The organism is Microcystis aeruginosa LEGE 91341 (assembly GCF_015206885.1).
GTDB classification, from domain to species: Bacteria; Cyanobacteriota; Cyanobacteriia; order Cyanobacteriales; family Microcystaceae; genus Microcystis; species Microcystis aeruginosa_H.
On the sequence record NZ_JADEXY010000086.1, the window covers coordinates 1 to 18817 of the forward strand.

An 18817-nucleotide genomic window follows, 5' to 3' on the forward strand; every position below is an offset into this window, starting at 1 on the left:
TCCCTGACTAGAAGAAATTGGGTTTATGACGGATCAGGTTAAGATACTCCTCGCGGGTTTTCTGCTCGTCTTGGAAGACTCCTAACATGGCGCTGGTGACAGTCCAGGATCCCGGTTTCTGCACCCCGCGCATCACCATGCACATATGGGTTGCTTCCATGACTACCGCAACCCCTTGGGGGTCGAGAATTTCTTGAATCGCTTCGGCAATCTGACGGGTGAGACGCTCTTGAACCTGTAAACGACGGGAATACATTTCCACAATGCGAGCCAATTTACTTAATCCAACCACCTTTTGGTTAGGAATATAGGCAACGTGGGCCCGCCCCATGAAGGGTAACATATGATGTTCACAGAGACTAAAGAAGTCAATATCGCGCACTAATACCATCTCATTATGACCTTCATCGAAGATCGCACCATTAACGAGGGTTTCTAGGGATTGTTGATAGCCTTGGGTGAGAAACTGCATCGCTTCGGCCACCCGTTTGGGGGTTTTTAATAAACCTTCTCTTTCGGGATCTTCCCCCACCGAGATCAGGATATTTCTGACCGCATCCATCATCTGTTCTTTGTTTTCGTCGGAAGTTGGATGAATTTGAGCGGTTTTGCCATTGTGGGTGTTGCGATCGGGGCGAGTGGTCACGCGTGCTTGGATAGCGTCGGTTAGATTACTGTTTAAACCGTTAGAAGAAGCTATGGTCATAATGAGGATGCCTGTAGGCGAATTGATCAATAAATAGAAGTATTTCGGGTTATAATGCCCCCGCACTGGGCATAATGGTCATCGTTTCTACTACGGCCTGTTTGGGCAGTAACACCGCTTGTAGAATGGCCTGAGCGATGATATCCGGGGTTAACATGGCCGAGCGATCGAAATCTGCTTTGACGCTATCGCTGTCCCAGATGGGAGTATTGACAGCACCGGGGGTGATAATCGTGACGCGAATGGCGTTGGCCCGCTCCTCGATCGCTAAAATGCGAGAAAATGCCACTAATGCAGCTTTGCTGACACTATAGGCCCCCCAATCAGGGAAAAAATTATCGGCGGCGATCGAGGAAACGTTAATAATCGTGCCTCCTCCCTGTTGACGCATGGCGGGTAAAATCCCCTGCACACACTGGTAAACACTGGTTAAATTCAGGTCGATCACCCGCTGCCAGTCTGACAAAGGTGTGTCAGCTAAGGGATTTGTGTAACCCATGCCAGCATTATTGATCAGGATATCGATCGGTCCAGATTCTTGGGCGATTTTAGCGATACTAGGGGCTACTTCCGGGATATCTGCCAAATCTAAGGGGTAAGCTTGGGCTGATACGCCTAAATCTGCCGCCATTCCCACCACGGCTGCCAATTTTTGCTGATTGCGACCGATTAAAACCAGATTAATTCCCGCCTTGGCGAAAGCGAGGGCGGTTTCTTTGCCGATGCCGCTACTGGCTCCGGTGATCAGCGCTCGCTGTTGACGAATAACAGAGTTCATGGTATAGTCTGAAATCTCTTAATTCCGGGTAGTTAGGGCAAAATTTTGGCGGTTAGGGGAACCCTAGAAAAGATTAAGGGAGTTGGGTTGGATCGGAGCAATTTTTCTCGCACCAAAATTGCCGCGTCCACCTGGGGTGGGGGGAAGCATTGACTATCGGGTAGGTTCAAGATTAAAAATCGTTACAAAATTTTACCTAGCTAATTATAGCACCGTTAAGTCAGGGATCACTAATCTTTGTGTATATTCAGATATCTAACCAGCGAGGGGAAAAAGCAGACTGGTTGGCGAGAATTCTTGAGGCTGCCTTGAAACTTCCCCCTCCTGCGCTGAAAACTACTCACCGGAGGAGATGGCGGCGCTGGGTTGAGTGCGATTGACAATCACCACTCGATCGCCGACAACGGGACTTCTAGCGAGGAGAATTCCTTCGTTATCCTTCATTTCCAAGCGCCGAAAATCGAGATTTTGGCAACGTTGAAAAACCGAATTAGCCAATTTATCCTGTTGTGATGCCTCGAGACTATACCAATTATCGCCCAAAATAACTACTAGACGACTAGCCAAAAAGTCCGCTTCTACGGTAGAAATAATCCCAGCGGGATAACGAGTAGTTAAATCGGTAATTTCCTCTTGAATAGCTGCGACTAAACTTTGTTCGGGAGTTAATCGCGGTTTTGCTTTAGTAATCGGGACGGGAATCGGTGCCTCTGGTGCGGTTAATTCTGGGGGAGTTTCGATAATTTCCCCAGCTGCCGGTGAAGGACTAGAGACAACTTCAGGCATATTTTCGGCAATTTCCGCTGGATTTTTCGGTAAACTGATCACGGCTACTAAGAGGATAGTGACTAAACTTCCTGTTAACAAGCCGGTGATTAACCAATCGGGAATTTTTTCGCTAATTCCCCCAGGTAAAAGTCGGCGAATTTTGTTTAAAATCGCCGTCCACCACCCTTCCACCTGCTCGAAATCTGGTAAAATATCGTCAATTCCCTCCGCTGCTTCGATGGGAAAATCTGGGGTTAAACTTTGCTCAACTTCTGCGAATTCGTCTGGTTTTAAAGCAGCGGCTAACTGTTGCGTTGAGTTAAGAAGATTATCAACAGCAACTTTTGGGGGTAACACTATCCCCGTTCCCGTGTTAAGTTGGGAAACGATCGAATTTAACTGCTCGATCGCCTCTTGTAGTCGGATCACCGTTTCTGCTTGGCTGAAATTCTCTCGCTCATTTGGTTGAGTCATAATCTTTCTTAACTCGCTGCCATTCTTTTTAAAAATATCATTCTATGCGCCGTTTTCTCAGTTTTTTAACCAGTATTTTCCTTGTCTTTATGACTGCTTGTGGTAGTGTCACTCCCCCGCAAGAATTTGCCCCGGACGGAGAAATCGTCGCCAAAGCCCTTTTATTACAATTTCGTCACACATCCGATCGCCTTAGTCAATCTTTACAGATCGATCAGCCGCCGGTAAAAATTGCTAAAATTAATGTCACCAGTCTGGAACCGATTTATGTGGGCAATTTGCCCGCTTATCACTTGCAGGGAGATTACGATCTAACTCTACAATTGCCCCATCAAAAAGATACCAAACAACACAACAATTTTGATCTTTATTTACAAAGACAGATCGAGGGGAAAACTTGGCGTTTACTCGAAGAAGTCGCCTCACAATGGCGCAGCTATTTAGTGAGATAACCGGAAAAAGCCCGGGGATTTTGCTAAGTAGCTGGTTATAATTAAATTGAAGATAGATTTTGGGTTCGATCCCCCCTGCTCCCCTTGATAAGGGGGGTGCCGATAGGCGGGGGTATCTACCCTTAATAAGGGGGGTGTCTGACAGTTTTTAACACTCAACTACTTATAGTCTAGGATTATCAGCAATGACAATCCTGAAAGGGAAAAGCGATCATGATTACCTGTCCTCGTTGTCAGCACAAGGTCGATAGTCAAGCCTTACAATGTCCCTACTGTTCTAATATTTTAAAGGCCTATGGTCATCCCGGCATGACTGTGCATCAAGCTGTCACCGGCGAGTTTTTGTGTGAAACTTGTCTGTATCATGGCGATGATAGCTGTAATTTTCCCGAACGTCCCTACGCTACTAGCTGCACTTTATACAAAAATAGCCAAATAATAGCCGAAAAAATTCCTCCTCTCCCTCTCCCTAGGGTGTTGAAAAATTGGTGTCTCAGGAATAAGGGATTATTGCTATTATTAACTCTGATTTTGGGCAGTATTGCTTTGGCTTTTATAAACTCACGTCGTTAATTTTTTTGCTGGCGATCGAGCCTTGATATAGATCTAGATCAAACCAGAAAGTTGTGCCAATTCCCACTTCACTGATCAAATGAATTTGACTATAGTGTTTTTCAATAATATTTTTGACAATCGATAATCCTAATCCCGTCCCTTCTAGGGTATGAACGCGATTTTCTACCCGATAGAAGCGATCAAATATGGCACTTTGATCCTCGGCATCAATGCCAATACCAGTATCGGATACTTCCACGCGAATTTTGACAGTTTCTTGGGGATTATCTCTGCTTATTTTATAGGCACGAATCACCACTTTACCGCCAGCAGGAGTAAATTTTAGGGAGTTACCGACTAGATTAGTTAATACCTGTAAAAGTAGATCATAATGGCCTAAAATTGGTAGTAAATTGGCTTCAATTTCCGAGCTTAATTCTAGTCCTTTATCCCTAGCATTGAGTTGATATGATCTCAGGGTTTGTTCGATTAATTGTCCGATATCGAGCGCATCTAAATTATAGTTACGCGAGGATTCTAACCTAGAAAGATCGAGAACATCATTAACTAAACGAGTTAAGCGATCGGTTTCATGATTGGCGGTTTCTAAAAACTCTCTTTTTTCTGTATCGCTGAGATCCTCACCAAATTCTGTCAGGGTTTCAATAAAAGATTTGATGTTAAATAAAGGGGTTCTTAACTCATGGGAAACATTGCTAATAAATTGACTTTTTGCCTCATTTAATTCTGTTTCTCTGGTGATATCCTGTAGCGTCATAGCAATTCCCCGGACATTCTCCCGATACTGATCGAATACCTGAGTTAACAGAATGCGAATTGTGCAGGGTTTCGGGTGAGTTAAAGATAATCTAAATTCCGCTGGCGCATAGTTATTATTTTCCTGATCAATAACAGCATTTTTCTGATTTTGATTAGCGGATTCTTCTGGTTGGAGGGTTTCTCCTGCCGCAATTTGATAGAGAGGTTTAGTTAGTTTAACCGTTAACTCCGAAGGAAAAAGATGTAGAACATTTTGACCGATAATTTCCTGATCTTCCCAGCCAAATATTTCCCGAGCTGCTGGATTAATTAATAATAATTGAAAGTTAGTATCTAAAAGAATTGCTCCATCAGCGATAGTGGACATTAACGTATCTAGTTTGGCTTTTTCGGCGGTCATTTCTTCGATATTTTGTTCCTCGTATCGCTCCAATTTTTCCGCCATTTCATTAAAACTGAGAATTAATTCCCCTAACTCTCCTCCCAGAGGTAAATCAACGCGCTGCTTAAAATTTCCCGCTGCAATATTTTTTACCCCGACTAATAACTCCTTGATCGGTTTGGTGATAGTTAAAGCATTAAAAACTGCCCCGAGAATCACCATAGCCCAAATCGAGACAAAAACGGCAATAGTAACATCACGGGTTAGATTAGAAGAAGCCACCACAATAGCGTTAGGATTGATCCCGATCGCCAATACTCCCAAATATTTGCCTTCATGATTTAAGGGAACAAAGACATCGGTTACTTCACCGTCGGGGGTTTTATGCTGACGGATGAGGGGAGTTTCCCCATTTTCGCCATAATTTTCCGGTAATTGAATGCGACGCTCGATCGTCAGGGAGTTCTTAACTTCGGCGGTAGAATAGGGAATACCGAAAAATATTTCGCCCTCCTCGTTAGCGTAGATCAAATAACGAACACTGGAGGTACTACTGTAAAAACGGGCTGAAAAACGGGCTAAATCGGTTAAATTGTCCTCAGCAATGAGGGGGGAGACATTCGCGGCTAATAACAGCCCTAAATCCCTGCCAAAACGGGTATCATTGAGACGGACATCCTGCTGGATCGTGTTAACCGCCCAAAAGGTTAAACCACTCATCAACAAAGAAACGGCTAAAGTAGCCGCAGCCATTAATTTAGTTTGGAGGGTGAATTCGGACCACCAACGGGCGATCGCTTCTCGGAGACTAGGCAGAAAATTAGACACGGTTAGGCAGCATTAATCTGTATTCTTGACGACTCTATCGCTCAAATCGCGGGTTAACATGATCATCTTAACTCATTATTAAGCTGGTAGCGGTTAAACCGGCACTCATCAAAGCCTAAGTCTCCGAGAAAGTTAAGAAATGCCCAAAAGCACCAATAGTTCTAATTTTAGCTACCCCCGGTACTTCTGTGGTGTAGATACTGAACACACCTAGATTTTGCCGTTGACTAGAGGTTTCGATCGCTGGTTTTAAGATTTGATTTTTGATCACATTTCTGGCTGCCACCGGCAAAGAATCGATCGAGTCACAGAGACTGATTTTCTCGCAAGCGATTTTGTCGGCATGAGCGAGGAGTTTTTCGGCGGCGTATTCGCTGTAAAGTTCTTGGGGGGGATTGGTAAATCCCATAATCCCCGCTATTACCCCCAGGGCGATCGCTCCCTTGAAGAAATTACCCCCCATAGCTACTTAGCTCCTTGATTTTGTCTTCTCCACTCTAATTTTGACAAGACATTTTCGATCTGGCTAGGGGGCAGTGTTAATTTCTTAAACCAATACCGGGTGCATAGCACTCTAGTACATTTCCCGTGAGACTGCAACTAACTAACAGATAATCACAGTGAGAACAGGCGGTACTAACGAGATGGTGTTCTAAAATATGCTGTCTTTCGGCAAAATTTCCACAATTAGGACAGCGCACTTGTTGCAGGGTGATCATAGCAAACCTCATTAATTAGTTATCTTTTGTATATAAAGCTAGTTTTTCTTGATCCCAATCGGTTTAAGTCTATTTTTTCCTTGATCCCCATTGTAAAACCGATAATCTGATCTTGCTAGTAATTTTTACTAAACTTTGCAATTTTTCTTGAAAAATTTAATAATTTCTTCCTAGTGTTTTTTACCGTGATCGGATATGCGTCGGTAATTTTGGCGAAGAGAAAGCCAGAAAGCGACTTTTAAACTGCCGATCCCTTACTGCTATAATTACGGCTGAGATTATTGATTATCCTATGAAGTACGCTCTGGTTCACGAGTGGTTAACCCCAAAAGCGACGGGGGGATCGGAATTAGTGGTTAGGGAGATTTTACAATGTCTAGAGGCGGATTTATACGCTTTGATCGATTTTGAGTCCACTAATCCCGATAGTTATCTCTATGGTCGCTCGATCGGGACAACTTTTCTGCAAAATTTCCCGAAAGCGAGAAATGGCGTACAAAAATACTTACCTTTTCTTCCCCTGGCGATCGAGCAGTTAAATTTAGAGGATTATGATGTAATTTTATCCTCCTCCCATTGTGTGGCTAAAGGGGTTTTAATACGACCGGATCAGGTGCACATTTGTTATTGTCACACTCCGATGCGTTATGCTTGGGATTTAACTTTTGACTATCTGGCTAATAGTAAGTTAGGACAGGGATTACCCGGTATTTTCACCCGTTATCTCTTGCATGGTTTGCGTCAGTGGGATGTGATTTCTGCTAATCGTGTGGACTATTTTCTGGCTAATTCCCACCACACCGCTAGACGAATTTGGCGCTGTTATCGACGGGAGGCAAAGGTTATTTATCCTCCCGTACAAATCGAGCGTTTTCCCTACCAAGAGAAAAAAGAAGATTTTTATTTAGTCGTCTCTCGTTTGGTTAGTTATAAAAAAGTCCCTTTAATTGTGGAAGCATTTAATCAATTGGGATTACCCCTAGTGGTTATTGGAGATGGTCCACAGATGGCTTTAATTCGTCAGTTAGCGAGGGATAATATTCAGATTTTAGGGGCGGTTTCTGATCGAATGGTAGCAGAATATATGTCGAAAGCAAAAGCGTTTATTTATGCTGCTTGTGAGGATTTTGGTATTGCTTTAGTAGAAGCGCAAGCTTGTGGTACTCCTGTGATTGCATTTGCTGCCGGAGGTGCTTTAGAAACCGTGCGGGATCTGCGGGAAAATTCTCCCCAGGGGACAGGATTACTTTTTGGGGAACAAAATCCCCAATCTTTGGTAGAAGCAGTTAAATATTTTGTGGATCAGGGTGATAGAATTGCTCCAGAAAGTTGTCGGCAACAGGCTAATAGATTTACCCCTGAAATCTTTCAAAGTAACTATAGTTTATTTGTTGAGGAGCATTCAATGTCTAAAAGTTATTGCTAAGTTTAATTAGATCAGTTATCCTAAGGGTGAGCTAGGAAGTTTTCGTTTTAGGGAGTCAGTCATCGGTCGTCAATAACCAATTAGATTATACAATATTTTGATGAGAAACGCTGTAAAAGAGGGGGAATGCAATTCGCCCCTACAATATTTTGATGAGAAACGGTGTATTTCGCCAATGGTAGGGGTGTATCACCTGCGCTCAAAATGTAATATTATGGATATTTCTCGAAAGTAGATATCTAGCCAACGCTGATAGCTTACCGTGGTGATTGTGATAACAGAAAAGCGAGGATTATAGCCGTGCCTTGGAATCGAGTTAATCAATGGGTAGAAAGACGCTCTTTAGGAGCCCTAGAATCAGCTTATCAGAGAGCGCTGAAAATTAAAGCAATCGAAGATCAACATTTTGGGGGACAAAAAATTTCCCCGGCTGCCGTGGGAGGAAAAAGTGTTTATGATTACTTTCAAAGTACCCTAGAGCGAGAATTGTTCCAGATACGTCTCGATTTAACTCAAGTGCGTCTGGGTAATTTTCTTAACCCGCAAACTAACCCAGAAAATAATAACATCCTAGAGACTTTAAAAGCGATCGAGGATATTATCGGTAAATATCGCCTAGATTTAGGGGAATTGCTGCCCCCATTACCGAATAATCAAACCCCAAATCTGCCTAATACCAATCTCACCAGTGATAACCCCAGGGATAAAGATAACCAGATAACTTCTCCTGCAACCAGTAATAAATTTTTTAACTTCCAGCAAGAATTAACCCCCGAATACGAACAAACTGTCATCAAACAACTCCGTACCCTGCGACAGCAGCAGCGCATCGCTATTCGTTTTATCCTGATTATTATTTTAGTTCCTCTCTCGGTACAGGTTATTAGTAGAAACTTTATTTTTAGCCCTGTTTTAAACTATTTGGGTGTGGATAGAGCGAAAATATCAGAAGTTTATATTTCTCAGGAAATTGGCGAAAAATATCTCACGGAATTTGCTAGACTTCAGGAAATTGAAGAAATTAAGCACGTTTTAGGAGTAGCAAAAGTAGGGCAAGAATCAGAAGAAACCTTTCGGGAACAGGTGCAAGAATTATTCAGAGAAGCGGGTTATGAAAGTCAAGATGGTTGGAAAAACTTACTCTCCGATATTACTGGATTAATAGCCTTTATTGCGATCTTAATTTTTGGTCGTCAACAATTGGCGATTACGCGGGCTTATGTTAGTCGTTATTTTCTCAGCTTAAATGATATCACCAAAGCCTTTATTTTTATCCTCTTTACCGATATATTTGTCGGGTTTCACTCGGCGGAGGGTTGGACGGTAATCTTAGAAACTTTGTTCCGGCACTTTGGTTGGCGCGAGAATATTACATTTATTAGCTTGTTTGTGGCCACTGTTCCCGTTATCCTAGATACAATCTTTAAACTATTAATATTTAATTATCTGACTCGTAAATCTCCCACCGCCGCAACTATCCTAGAAAAAATGAACCAGTAACGCCCTATGATCCTCAGTATTGCCGATACTTTCATTAAAAGACCCGTTCTGACCACAGTTTGCTCGATTTTAATCGTTTTGATCGGGGCGATCGCTATTCCCTTTTTACCCCTAGAAAAACTGCCCCAGTTGGCATTTATTCAGGTAGCGGTAAATGCCAACTATTTGGGAACCGATGCCAAAACCGTACAGGATAACGTTACCACGGTACTCGATCGCCAGATTAACGGGACAGAACAGATTGTTTATATGCAGTCCCAGAGTACCAACACTGGACAGAGTACGGTGAATGTCTTTTTCCCGGTGGAAATGGATCGGAACATTGCCCAAGTCTTGGTACAAAACCGCGTCAGTACCGCCGCCGCTAGTTTACCGGAAGAAGTGAACCGGCAGGGGGTGACCACCAATACCCAATCCCCCAGCGTTACCCTTGCCTACGGGATTTCCGCCAAACCAGACGAAAAGGGCAATTATCCCTACGATACGGTCTTTTTAAGTAACTTTGTTGATCGGGTCATCGATGCCGAGATTCGCCGGATCGAGGGGGTTGGTAGTACAACGATCATCGGGGAGAGGGAATACGCCCTGCGTTTTTGGCTTAATCCCGATGCTTTAGCCGCTAGGGGGGTATCGGCAAACGAAGTAGTACAGGCAATCCGAGAACAGAATATTCAGGTGGGTGCGGGGACAATTGGCGGTGATCCCAGTCCCGAAGATCAGCAATTCCAGATCGCCATTCGCGCCGTTGGTAGGGTTGCCACCGGGGAGGAAGCAGAAAATATTGTCGTCAAAGTCGGGGAAAATGGTGATTTAATCCGCATTAAAGACGTGGGACGGGCAGAAATCGGAGCCGAAAACTACAGTACCGCCGCCTATTTCGACAAATCCCCCGCCGTCGTCTATATCGTCTATCAGTTGCCCGGTTCCAACGCTTGGAATACTGCCAAACTGGTAAAAGAGAAAATGGCGGAACTAGAACCGAGTTTCCCCCCGGGGTTAAATATCGCCATTACCCTCGATAATACCGCCTTTGTCGCCGCCTCCCTCGAAGAAGCCCTTGGCACTCTGGTGGAGGCGATTTTACTGGTTATTCTAGTCATTTTTATCTTCCTTCAGGATTGGCGCACCACGATCATTCCGGCGATCGCTATTCCCGTATCTTTGATCGGAACCATGGCCGTCGCCCTCGCTTTAGGCTATTCTCTCAATAACCTCTCCTTGTTTGCCGTCATTCTAGCCACCGGGTTAGTGGTGGACGACGGGATCGTGGTTGTAGAGGCGGTATCGGAAAAATTACGACAGGGAATGCGGCCATTTCAAGCTTCCCTCGATGCCATGGGTGAGTTAACCTCGGCGGTCATTGCCAGTTCTCTTGTACTATTTGCGGTTTTTATTCCCGTCACCTTCTTCCCCGGTACGGTGGGGATCGTTTATCGACAATTTGCCGTCATCATCTCCGCTTCAATTCTGATCTCCACCTTTAACGCCCTCAGTTTTTCCCCCACCATGTCGGCGATTATCATGAAACCGCCCCAAGCCACCCGCGGACCCTTGGGACTGTTTTTCGAGGGCTTTAATCGGGGTTTCAACGCAGTTAAAGAAGGTTATCGACGCTTGATCGAATTTCTGATCCGAGTTCGGTTTCTAGTCTTGCCCTTCTTTATCGCCGCCCTCTTTCTCACAGCTTGGAGTTACAACACCACTCCCCAGGGTTTTATCCCCGAAGAAGACCAAGGTTATGCCTTCGTTTTGGTGCAAGCACCCCCCGGGGTTTCCCTGCGCTACACCGACCGAGTTATCCGTCAGATTAACGAAGAAATTCTCGCCGGTATCGAAGAAGTGGAACACTTTGTCGGTATGGCGGGCTTTAGTTTTGCTGGAAGTGGCAGCAACCAAGGGCTATTTTTTGTCAAGTTAAAAGAATGGTCGGAACGACCCGGGGAAGATAAGTCAGTTTTTGGCATTCTCAGGAAAATTAACCGAGAATTAGCCACTAAAGTCCGAGATGCTCGCGCTTTCGCCGTTAATGCGCCCCCTGTGGATGGATTAAGTTCTACCGGCGGTTTCGAGTTATTTATCCAAAACCGCGCTTCTTTCCCTATGGATGCTTTGATTGCCAACGCTAATAACGTCATGGCCGAAGCCCGAACAAGACCGGAATTATCGGGAATTTTCACCCAATTTACCACCGACACGCCGATGCTGGAACTTTCCATCAATCGCAACCAGCTACAGGCCCAAAACGTCGATATGCAGTCCGTTTTCGGTACCCTGCAAACCTATCTCGGTTCCAACTTCGTCAACCAATTCGTACTAGGCGATCGCTTGTATCGAGTCTTTGCCCAAGCAGAAGCGGATTATCGTTCTAATCCCGAAGATATTAACCGTCTTTACGTCCGTTCCCGTACCGGGGCCAATATTCCCCTATCCGGTTTAGTTAGCGTCAAACGCTTCACCTATCCACCGATTATCACTAACTTTAACCTCTATCCCTCGATTAACGTTCAGGGTAATCCCGCTCCCGGTTTTAGTACGGGACAGGCGATCGCAGTGATGGAAGATGTCTGTCGGAAAGTCCTGCAGCCCGGTTTCGGTTACGCTTGGACGGGTACAGCTTTCCAAGAAAAAACTTCCGCCGGGGCTGCCCCAGTAATCTTCGGATTAGCCTTTATTGTGGTTTTCCTTGTCCTTGCGGCCCAGTACGAAAGCTACATTGACCCGATTATCATCATGATTACCGTTCCCCTAGCGATCCTGGGTGCCATGGGGGCCCTACTGTTGCGGGCGAATTTACTACAAGTGGGTAGTCTCTTCCCGACGGTGAATAATAATATTTATGCTCAGGTGGCTTTGGTCATGTTAATCGGTTTAGCGGCAAAAAATGCGATTTTAATCGTGGAATTCGCTAACCAGTCCCGTACTTTGGGTTTAAGTATTCCCGATGCGGCAGCCCGGGCCTCGACGGAACGCTTAAGACCGATTCTGATGACGGCTATTTCCGGTTTAGTCGGTTTCTTGCCCTTGGTTATCGCTTCCGGTGCCGGAGCGATGAGTCGTTGGTCCCTGGGAACTGCAATCCTAGGCGGTTATCTGATTTCCACGGTGTTGAGTTTATTTCTCGTCCCGGTTTTGTATGTGCTGATCAAACAGTTCGAGGCCCGATTCCTCTCCTCGAAACCCCCGAAAAGTGGCGGTTCTGGCGGCAAGAAAACTCCTTCTCTCGATGAGCAAAGGGAGGAAAAAAAATCTGTTGAAGAAGGGGCTATTTCCTCTTTGAAAATCTCTCCTCAGTCTGGGAATGACTAGGGTGTTAGATTTTGGGGTTTTGGGGTTTTGGGGTTTTGGGGTTTTAGGGTTTTGGGGTATTAGTTGAAATTCCCCCACTTCCCCACTTCCCCACTTCCTAATTCCCGCTCCCCAATTCATAATTCATAATTCATAATTCATAATTCCCACACCCATCTCTGATAACTAAAAATAATGAGTCTAGAATCTACTGCTAACGAAGCGATCTCTCATAATTTAGAGCAATTCCTGCTGGTTTTGACTATTTCCTTGAGTGTCGCCACTTTATCGAGAACCGTTGCCTTCCTCCGCAAAATTCCCTACACCCTGCTGTTAGTTATTGTCGGTATGGGTTTAGCTTTTTTAGATTTGCGTTTGGTTAATCTTTCCCCGGAATTAATTCTGGAAATTTTTCTGCCTCCCCTCCTTTTTGAAGCCGCTTGGAATATTCCCTGGGCTAAATTAAAGGAATATTGGGTTACTATCGTCCTTTTTGCCGTTATCGGGGTGATTATCTCCGTTTTGGGAGTTGCCTATCCCCTACATATCTTTGCTAATTTACCCCTATCGATCGCTTTTCTGTTAGGTGCTGCCCTAGCTGCCACCGATCCCGTCTCTGTAATTGCCCTATTTAAAGAATTGGGGGCCAGTAAAAAACTGACGATCCTGATGGAAGGAGAAAGTCTCTTTAATGATGGGGTCGCTGTGGTCGCTTTCGTCCTCTTGGTGGGGATTCCCTTGGGAGTCGATACCTTCTCAATTCCCGTGACGATCGCTCGTTTCTGCACCTTTGTGGGGATTGGCATCGGTGTGGGCTGCGTGATCGGTTTCGGCATTTCCTACCTTACCCAACGCTTTGATCTGCCTTTTGTGGAACAGTCTCTGACTCTAGTTTCTGCATACGGAACCTATCTCGTCACGGAAAAATTAGGCGGATCCGGTGTGATTGGGGTGGTAATTGTCGGGATTATTCTCGGTAATCTCGGTTCGCGCATTGGTATGAGTCCCCGCACGCGCTTGGTAGTTAGCGAATTTTGGGAATTTATCGCCTTTTTTGTCAATTCCATCATCTTTTTACTGATCGGCGATCAAACCCGTTTTGAGAGTCTTGGTAGTCACTTAACGGGGATTTTAATAGCGATCGCTGCTATGGTGGTTTCCCGTCTGTTCTCAATTTTTGGACTAGGGGGAATTAGTAACCTAATTACGGGTAATAGGATCAGTTTCAAGGAAAGAACGGTGTTATGGTGGGGAGGATTGCGCGGTTCAGTTTCGATCGCCCTAGCGTTAAGTGTTCCCACGTCTATCCCCTACCGTCAAGAAATTATTGACGTGGTTTTTGGAGTGGTTTTATTTACTTTATTGGTGCAAGGATTATCTATACAATGGCTGTTAAATTTCCTCAATCTTATTGGTGATCAACGGATTCGCACCGAATATTCGGCCCTAATTGCTCGTCAAATTGCTTTAACTAGGGTGTCTAATTATCTGCAACAACCAGAACGTTTTCCCGATATCGATCCCGAATTTTATCGCTATAAAAAAACTCTGGTGGAAGGACAATTAAAGTCCCTGGGGGATCAGTTGCAAAAATTACTACAGGAACACCCACAATTAAAAGACGTGGTGGCCGAACAATTTCAAGATACTTTACTCGATATCGAAGCTAATACCTATGCAGAATTAATTCGAGCCGGTCGTTTAAATGAAAATCTCGTTCCCCTTTTAGTGGAGGTAGAAGAAGAAAAAGAGATGGTTTAATGATTAAGTCATGGAAAATCAAAGAATTTTTGCTAAAAATTGCTGAGTTCGATCGGATTGGGGATGATTAAAAAATTCTGCTGGGGGAGCAATTTCCAAAATTAAACCCTGATCCATAAATACCACTCGATCGGCCACTTCTCGCGCGAATCCTACCTCGTGGGTGACACAAACCATGGTCATCCCCGATTTGGCTAAACTTTGCATCGTTTCCAAGACTTCTCGCACCATTTCTGGGTCTAAAGCTGAAGTCGGTTCATCGAATAACATCACCTTCGGCTGCATAGCTAAAGCGCGAACGATTGCCACCCGCTGCTGTTGTCCTCCCGATAACTGGGGGGGATATTTAAGCGCTTGTTCGAGAATACCAACTTTTTCGAGGAGTTTTCTCGCTATTTCCTCCGCTTGCGCTTTTTTCCAACCGCGCACCCAGATGGGACCAAGGGTGACATTATCTAATACCGTCAGATGGGGAAAGAGGTTAAATTGTTGAAAAACCATCCCGACTTCCTGACGGATTGCCTCGATATTTTTCAGGTTGTGGGAAACAGTTATTCCGTCAATAATAATGCGACCTTTTTGATAGGATTCCAACCCGTTAAAAGTGCGAATAAAGGTGGATTTTCCCGAACCGGACGGCCCCATAATCACGACAACTTCCTGTTTATTAACGGTGAGATTCACTCCCCGCAAAGCATGAAAGCGGTTATCGTACCATTTTTCCACCGCTTCGGCAATTATAATCGGTTCACTGTTGTGAGAGTCCATATTTTTGAGAGTTTATTGATTATCTGTATCGGGAAACCACTGTTTCTCAAGAATTTGTCTCAGAGAGTAGGGACAAATTATCGGTAAATTTTTTAATCCTGTCTTTTTTTCGGCAATTAAGCGAGCGTTTTCATAGATATTTTCTAACTCTAGTTCTAGAAATTTGCTTAAATCGGTGGTGAGATTATCTTCTAATTGTACTCGAAAAGTGATCATCTCTGCCGCCCAATGATTACTATTTCTTTCTCTTTCTGTCGTCCAAAATTGGATAGAGTAACAGCTGGATTATTATTTGTAAACTTAAACTTTTAACAGCAGTTTTTTCCCTTCGTCCCCAAGCTGCCAACTCCTCGATTAAATGTTCGTAATCTAACTGATCTAACTGACGATTTTTTAATAACTCGATCGTCTCGCTTAACCAGCGATCATACTCCCGTTCATAAAGCTGTTCTAAAGCAAGCATTGTCTTTAATCAAATGGCGACATTATTAAAAATAACCCGTATCTAGGAATGATAGCATAAAAGATGCAGTTGATTAGTGTAAATATTTTTGAATTAATAATGATGACAGTAAAAAATGCTTGACCATGAGGTAAAAAAAAGGTTAAATTATGGTTAGGCTGAGAAGATAACCCACACATCCTAGATAATGAGGCTATCATGGATTTAATCGATAAACTCAAAGCAATTGCTCAAAAAGTTGAAACCTCTCGTTCTCAAATCCAAAACGAACAGGCAACCAAAACAGCTTTTATTATGCCTTTTTTGCAAGCATGGGGTTACGATGTATTCAATCCCATGGAAGTTCACCCCGAATATAGTGCAGATTTAACTGGATTAAAAGGGGAAAAAGTAGATTATGCTATTTGTTTGGACAATCAACCGATTATTTTGATGGAATGTAAAAGCTGTCATCAAAATCTTGAGCATCCTAAACATAGTTCCCAACTGCATCGATATTTTATCGCAACTAGAGCTAACTTTGGAGTTTTAACTAATGGGATTATCTATCGGTTTTATACGGATATCGTCAAGGATAATATCATGGACGATAAGCCATTTTTTGAGTTTAACATCCTCGACTTTGACGAATCTTCTGTTAACGAATTAAAACGATTTTCTAAATCTACTAACTTCGATCCTGACGCAATAAAAGAGGCTGCTCGCATTAAAAAAGTGATTGCCCAGCAATTAAATGATCCTTCCCCCGAATTTGTTAAGTTTTTTGTTAGTCATGTGTATTCTGGGGTGAAAACTGCATCGGTTGTCGACAAATTCACAGAAATTATTAAGCGTTCTCTCAAAGAGTATATCAATGATATCATCAAAGAAAAAATTAAGGAAGTTTTAGGAAAAGAACCCGAACCAAATCCTGCTGATACATCAGTAGTACGAGAGCCTCCACCAGAAAAACCAGAGGAAGCTGGAATTAATCCCGAAAAACTGGAAGTATTTTACATTATTAAATCAATTCTACGGGAAGAAATTAATACCGCACGCATTCAATTCAAAGACACTAGAAGTTATTTTGGTATCAACTTAGATGGAAAAGTAACCAAAACAGTCTGTCGTCTGCGCTTCCATGAAAAAACTGGCAAGAAATCAATCAGTATTCCCGATAACGTCGAAACTGGTAAAGAAGCAACCACGAATATAGACAGTCTTGATGAAATTTATGGAGTCGCTGAATTTCTGAAATCTCGTATCCGCTATCTAACTCAAGATACTTATAAAAGCAAGTCAGAAAAAACAGAAAGTATCTAAAATAATTATCCCCTATCTCTTTAATGACCGCAACTATTTCCGAATGATCGGTGGATTAGCGAGCAAACTTCAACACAAATACCATTACTACAAAATCTATTAACATTCCTGAAACAACTCCTCAAAATGGAGTCGATATAATTATATTCATCTGCTGAAAACTTGGGGAGCTATACTAAATCCGTTGAGTATAGGCTACATATCAGGAGAGGCAAAAGGAGGAATAAATAATCAGTATTTAAGGTTCTTCCGAACTTACGCTGTAGAAAATTCCCCAAGCTCCCTCTCTGTCCAGCAATGCTCTAAAGTTGATAAATATCAATCTAACAAAAACTCAAAGCCTTGCTGTACAAGCTTTACAAGCATGAGTTGTTAATAGTTTTGCATGACAGATTCGGTAGAGCCGTATTTAATAGCCGGATTTAGTGTCATACTAAATCCGTTGAGTAACGCACAGAAAACGGGTTTCTCGGAGAAACCCGTTTTCTACTCATGCAAAAGGCAAAACGGAGAATAAATAATCAGTTTTTAATAACTGGATTTAGTATCACAACTAAAGACAAGTGGTATAAGTAGCTGGTTATAATTAAATTGAAGATATATCCTCCCTTAATCCCCCCTTGATAAGGGGGGAACTGATCATTTTTAACACCGACCTACTACTTAACTTAAGTGTGTCAAAGCTTAGAAAAAAAGCGAACTTCTCCAGGGAGAAATTCGCCTTAATTTCCAGAAATTCTGAATTTAGCCAAAAATTAATTAGGCACGAGCTTCGAGACGACCGTAGAAAATGCCGCGAATTTTCACTTCTTCAGCATCTTTTGCGCCTAAATCGGTGTCGGAAGGCTGTTCACTTTCAAAAACACCAGCAAACTCGCCAGTAGAAGCGTCAACTTTAGTCACCTGTAAAGACATAGTACCTTTACCTAGTTCCGTCGCTTTGACGTTAGCACGCTGGAAATCTTGACTATCAGCACTAGCGGGTAAAGCGACAGCATTATCATAACCCGTCACTACACCCCGACCTTTGGGATCTAAGAAACCAGCACCACGATAGGAGGGAACTTTAAAGTCGCCTTCAAAATCGGTGGAACTGTTGATAGAGTTAAAGCCGGCTTCGGTTTTGCCGGTGAAACCTTTAATGGTAAAGAAGAGGGGAACTCTTTCACCTCCGGGTAATTGTACGGTAATGGGTTGGAAATCGATACCGTCTTCTTCCTTGAGGGTTAAAACACCGTCTTCGCCTACGGTTAAGGTCGCTGTCATCTGTTCTAAACTGGTGGTATCTCTGGTTAAGAGTTTACCCGGGATAAAAGTGGCTGCTTCCCGCTTATTAATGGGTTCACCCTTGACAAAATATTCTTGGGGTTCCAAGCATAAATCTGTCACTACATAACTTTCGCCGCGTTCTAAGGGGAGAGTACCCCGGGTGAACTCAGAAATCTGCGGACATTTGTTAGCTAATCCCGTGTTTAAAATTTCATCATAGGTTAGCTCGTTTCTATTCAGGACGGCATTAGGCGCGTCGCTACAAGCTGTCAACACCCCTAAGCACAAGGCTAAAAAGGCAACTAACAAGGCACGAAATCTCATCTATGTCAACCTCTCTTTGTCAATCTTTACAATTACTACCCTTGATCCATAGCCTGATGAATTATCGAATCGGTTGCGCCAATTCATCGAAACTCAGTTTATCAAAGATCCGTGACCATTGAGAAGATGGGAGAAGGCAATAGGCAATAGGTAAAAGGCAAAAGGCAAAAGGTAAAAGGTAAAAGGTAAAAGGTAAAAGGTAAAAGGTAAAAGGTAAAAGGTAAAAGGTAAAAGGTAAAAGGCAGCTTTGTTTTCCCCACACCCCACACCCCACACC

Annotated in this window: 16 protein-coding genes and 1 pseudogene; 7 read left to right on the plus strand and 10 right to left on the minus strand. The window is 43.5% G+C overall.

What is annotated here, in order from left to right; genetic code table 11:
* Positions 1 to 7 precede the first annotated feature (7 nt).
* The 3 genes from folE to IQ234_RS13690 all read right to left on the minus strand — a co-directional run bounded on the left by folE (position 8) and on the right by IQ234_RS13690 (position 2726).
* Positions 8 to 706, minus strand: coding sequence for a GTP cyclohydrolase I FolE (folE, locus tag IQ234_RS13680; RefSeq protein ID WP_002789335.1), 699 nt, complete (start codon positions 704 to 706; stop codon positions 8 to 10).
* Positions 707 to 755: 49 nt separating this feature from the next.
* Entirely contained in the window at positions 756 to 1484 is a 729-nt protein-coding gene (locus IQ234_RS13685; protein WP_193957496.1) for an SDR family oxidoreductase, read from the minus strand.
* Positions 1485 to 1820: 336 nt separating this feature from the next.
* Positions 1821 to 2726, minus strand: coding sequence for a hypothetical protein (locus IQ234_RS13690; protein ID WP_193957497.1), 906 nt, complete (start codon positions 2724 to 2726; stop codon positions 1821 to 1823).
* Between the two features lie 44 nt (positions 2727 to 2770).
* On the opposite strand from IQ234_RS13690, the gene IQ234_RS13695 reads away from it, so the two are divergent.
* Positions 2771 to 3178, plus strand: coding sequence for a hypothetical protein (locus tag IQ234_RS13695; protein ID WP_193957498.1), 408 nt, complete (start codon positions 2771 to 2773; stop codon positions 3176 to 3178).
* Between the two features lie 213 nt (positions 3179 to 3391).
* Entirely contained in the window at positions 3392 to 3751 is a 360-nt protein-coding gene (locus IQ234_RS13700) for a hypothetical protein (RefSeq protein WP_193957499.1), read from the plus strand.
* Here IQ234_RS13700 and nblS read toward each other — a convergent pair.
* From nblS to IQ234_RS13715, 3 genes are all read right to left on the minus strand, one after another.
* Positions 3732 to 5723, minus strand: a complete 1992-nt coding sequence (nblS, locus tag IQ234_RS13705; RefSeq protein WP_193957500.1) for a two-component system sensor histidine kinase NblS — start codon at positions 5721 to 5723, stop codon at positions 3732 to 3734. The genes IQ234_RS13700 and nblS overlap by 20 nt on opposite strands.
* 115 nt (positions 5724 to 5838) lie before the next feature.
* Positions 5839 to 6186 (minus strand): DUF4359 domain-containing protein, encoded by a 348-nt coding sequence (locus IQ234_RS13710; protein ID WP_002737573.1) that lies wholly within the window; start codon positions 6184 to 6186, stop codon positions 5839 to 5841.
* A 76-nt stretch (positions 6187 to 6262) separates the two neighbouring features.
* Complete coding sequence (locus IQ234_RS13715; RefSeq protein WP_002738058.1) at positions 6263 to 6442, minus strand: hypothetical protein; 180 nt, start codon at positions 6440 to 6442, stop codon at positions 6263 to 6265.
* Between the two features lie 292 nt (positions 6443 to 6734).
* On the opposite strand from IQ234_RS13715, the gene IQ234_RS13720 reads away from it, so the two are divergent.
* The 4 genes from IQ234_RS13720 to IQ234_RS13735 all read left to right on the plus strand — a co-directional run bounded on the left by IQ234_RS13720 (position 6735) and on the right by IQ234_RS13735 (position 14414).
* Complete coding sequence (locus tag IQ234_RS13720; protein WP_193957501.1) at positions 6735 to 7868, plus strand: glycosyltransferase; 1134 nt, start codon at positions 6735 to 6737, stop codon at positions 7866 to 7868.
* Positions 7869 to 8168: 300 nt separating this feature from the next.
* Positions 8169 to 9368: a proton extrusion protein PcxA gene (locus IQ234_RS13725; protein WP_193957502.1), complete on the plus strand. Its 1200-nt coding sequence runs from the start codon at positions 8169 to 8171 to the stop codon at positions 9366 to 9368.
* A gap of 6 nt (positions 9369 to 9374) precedes the next feature.
* Positions 9375 to 12674, plus strand: coding sequence for an efflux RND transporter permease subunit (locus tag IQ234_RS13730; RefSeq protein ID WP_193957503.1), 3300 nt, complete (start codon positions 9375 to 9377; stop codon positions 12672 to 12674).
* 174 nt (positions 12675 to 12848) lie between these two features.
* The gene (locus tag IQ234_RS13735; RefSeq protein ID WP_193957504.1) at positions 12849 to 14414 is read left to right on the plus strand and encodes a cation:proton antiporter; all 1566 of its coding nucleotides are present in this window, start codon (positions 12849 to 12851) and stop codon (positions 14412 to 14414) included.
* 18 nt (positions 14415 to 14432) lie between these two features.
* Here IQ234_RS13735 and IQ234_RS13740 read toward each other — a convergent pair whose 3' ends face one another.
* Complete coding sequence (locus tag IQ234_RS13740) at positions 14433 to 15182, minus strand: amino acid ABC transporter ATP-binding protein (RefSeq protein ID WP_193957505.1); 750 nt, start codon at positions 15180 to 15182, stop codon at positions 14433 to 14435.
* A 12-nt stretch (positions 15183 to 15194) separates the two neighbouring features.
* Positions 15195 to 15645 (minus strand): annotated as a pseudogene (locus tag IQ234_RS13745) (DUF29 domain-containing protein).
* A gap of 198 nt (positions 15646 to 15843) precedes the next feature.
* Between IQ234_RS13745 and IQ234_RS13750 the strand changes: the two are divergent.
* Positions 15844 to 16947, plus strand: coding sequence for a type I restriction endonuclease (locus IQ234_RS13750; RefSeq protein WP_193957506.1), 1104 nt, complete (start codon positions 15844 to 15846; stop codon positions 16945 to 16947).
* A 759-nt stretch (positions 16948 to 17706) separates the two neighbouring features.
* Here IQ234_RS13750 and IQ234_RS13755 read toward each other — a convergent pair.
* Positions 17707 to 18540 (minus strand): photosystem II manganese-stabilizing polypeptide, encoded by an 834-nt coding sequence (locus tag IQ234_RS13755; RefSeq protein WP_002741980.1) that lies wholly within the window; start codon positions 18538 to 18540, stop codon positions 17707 to 17709.
* Positions 18541 to 18601: 61 nt separating this feature from the next.
* On the minus strand, positions 18602 to 18817 hold a 216-nt coding region (locus tag IQ234_RS21200), incomplete at its 5' end, for a hypothetical protein (protein ID WP_416209681.1).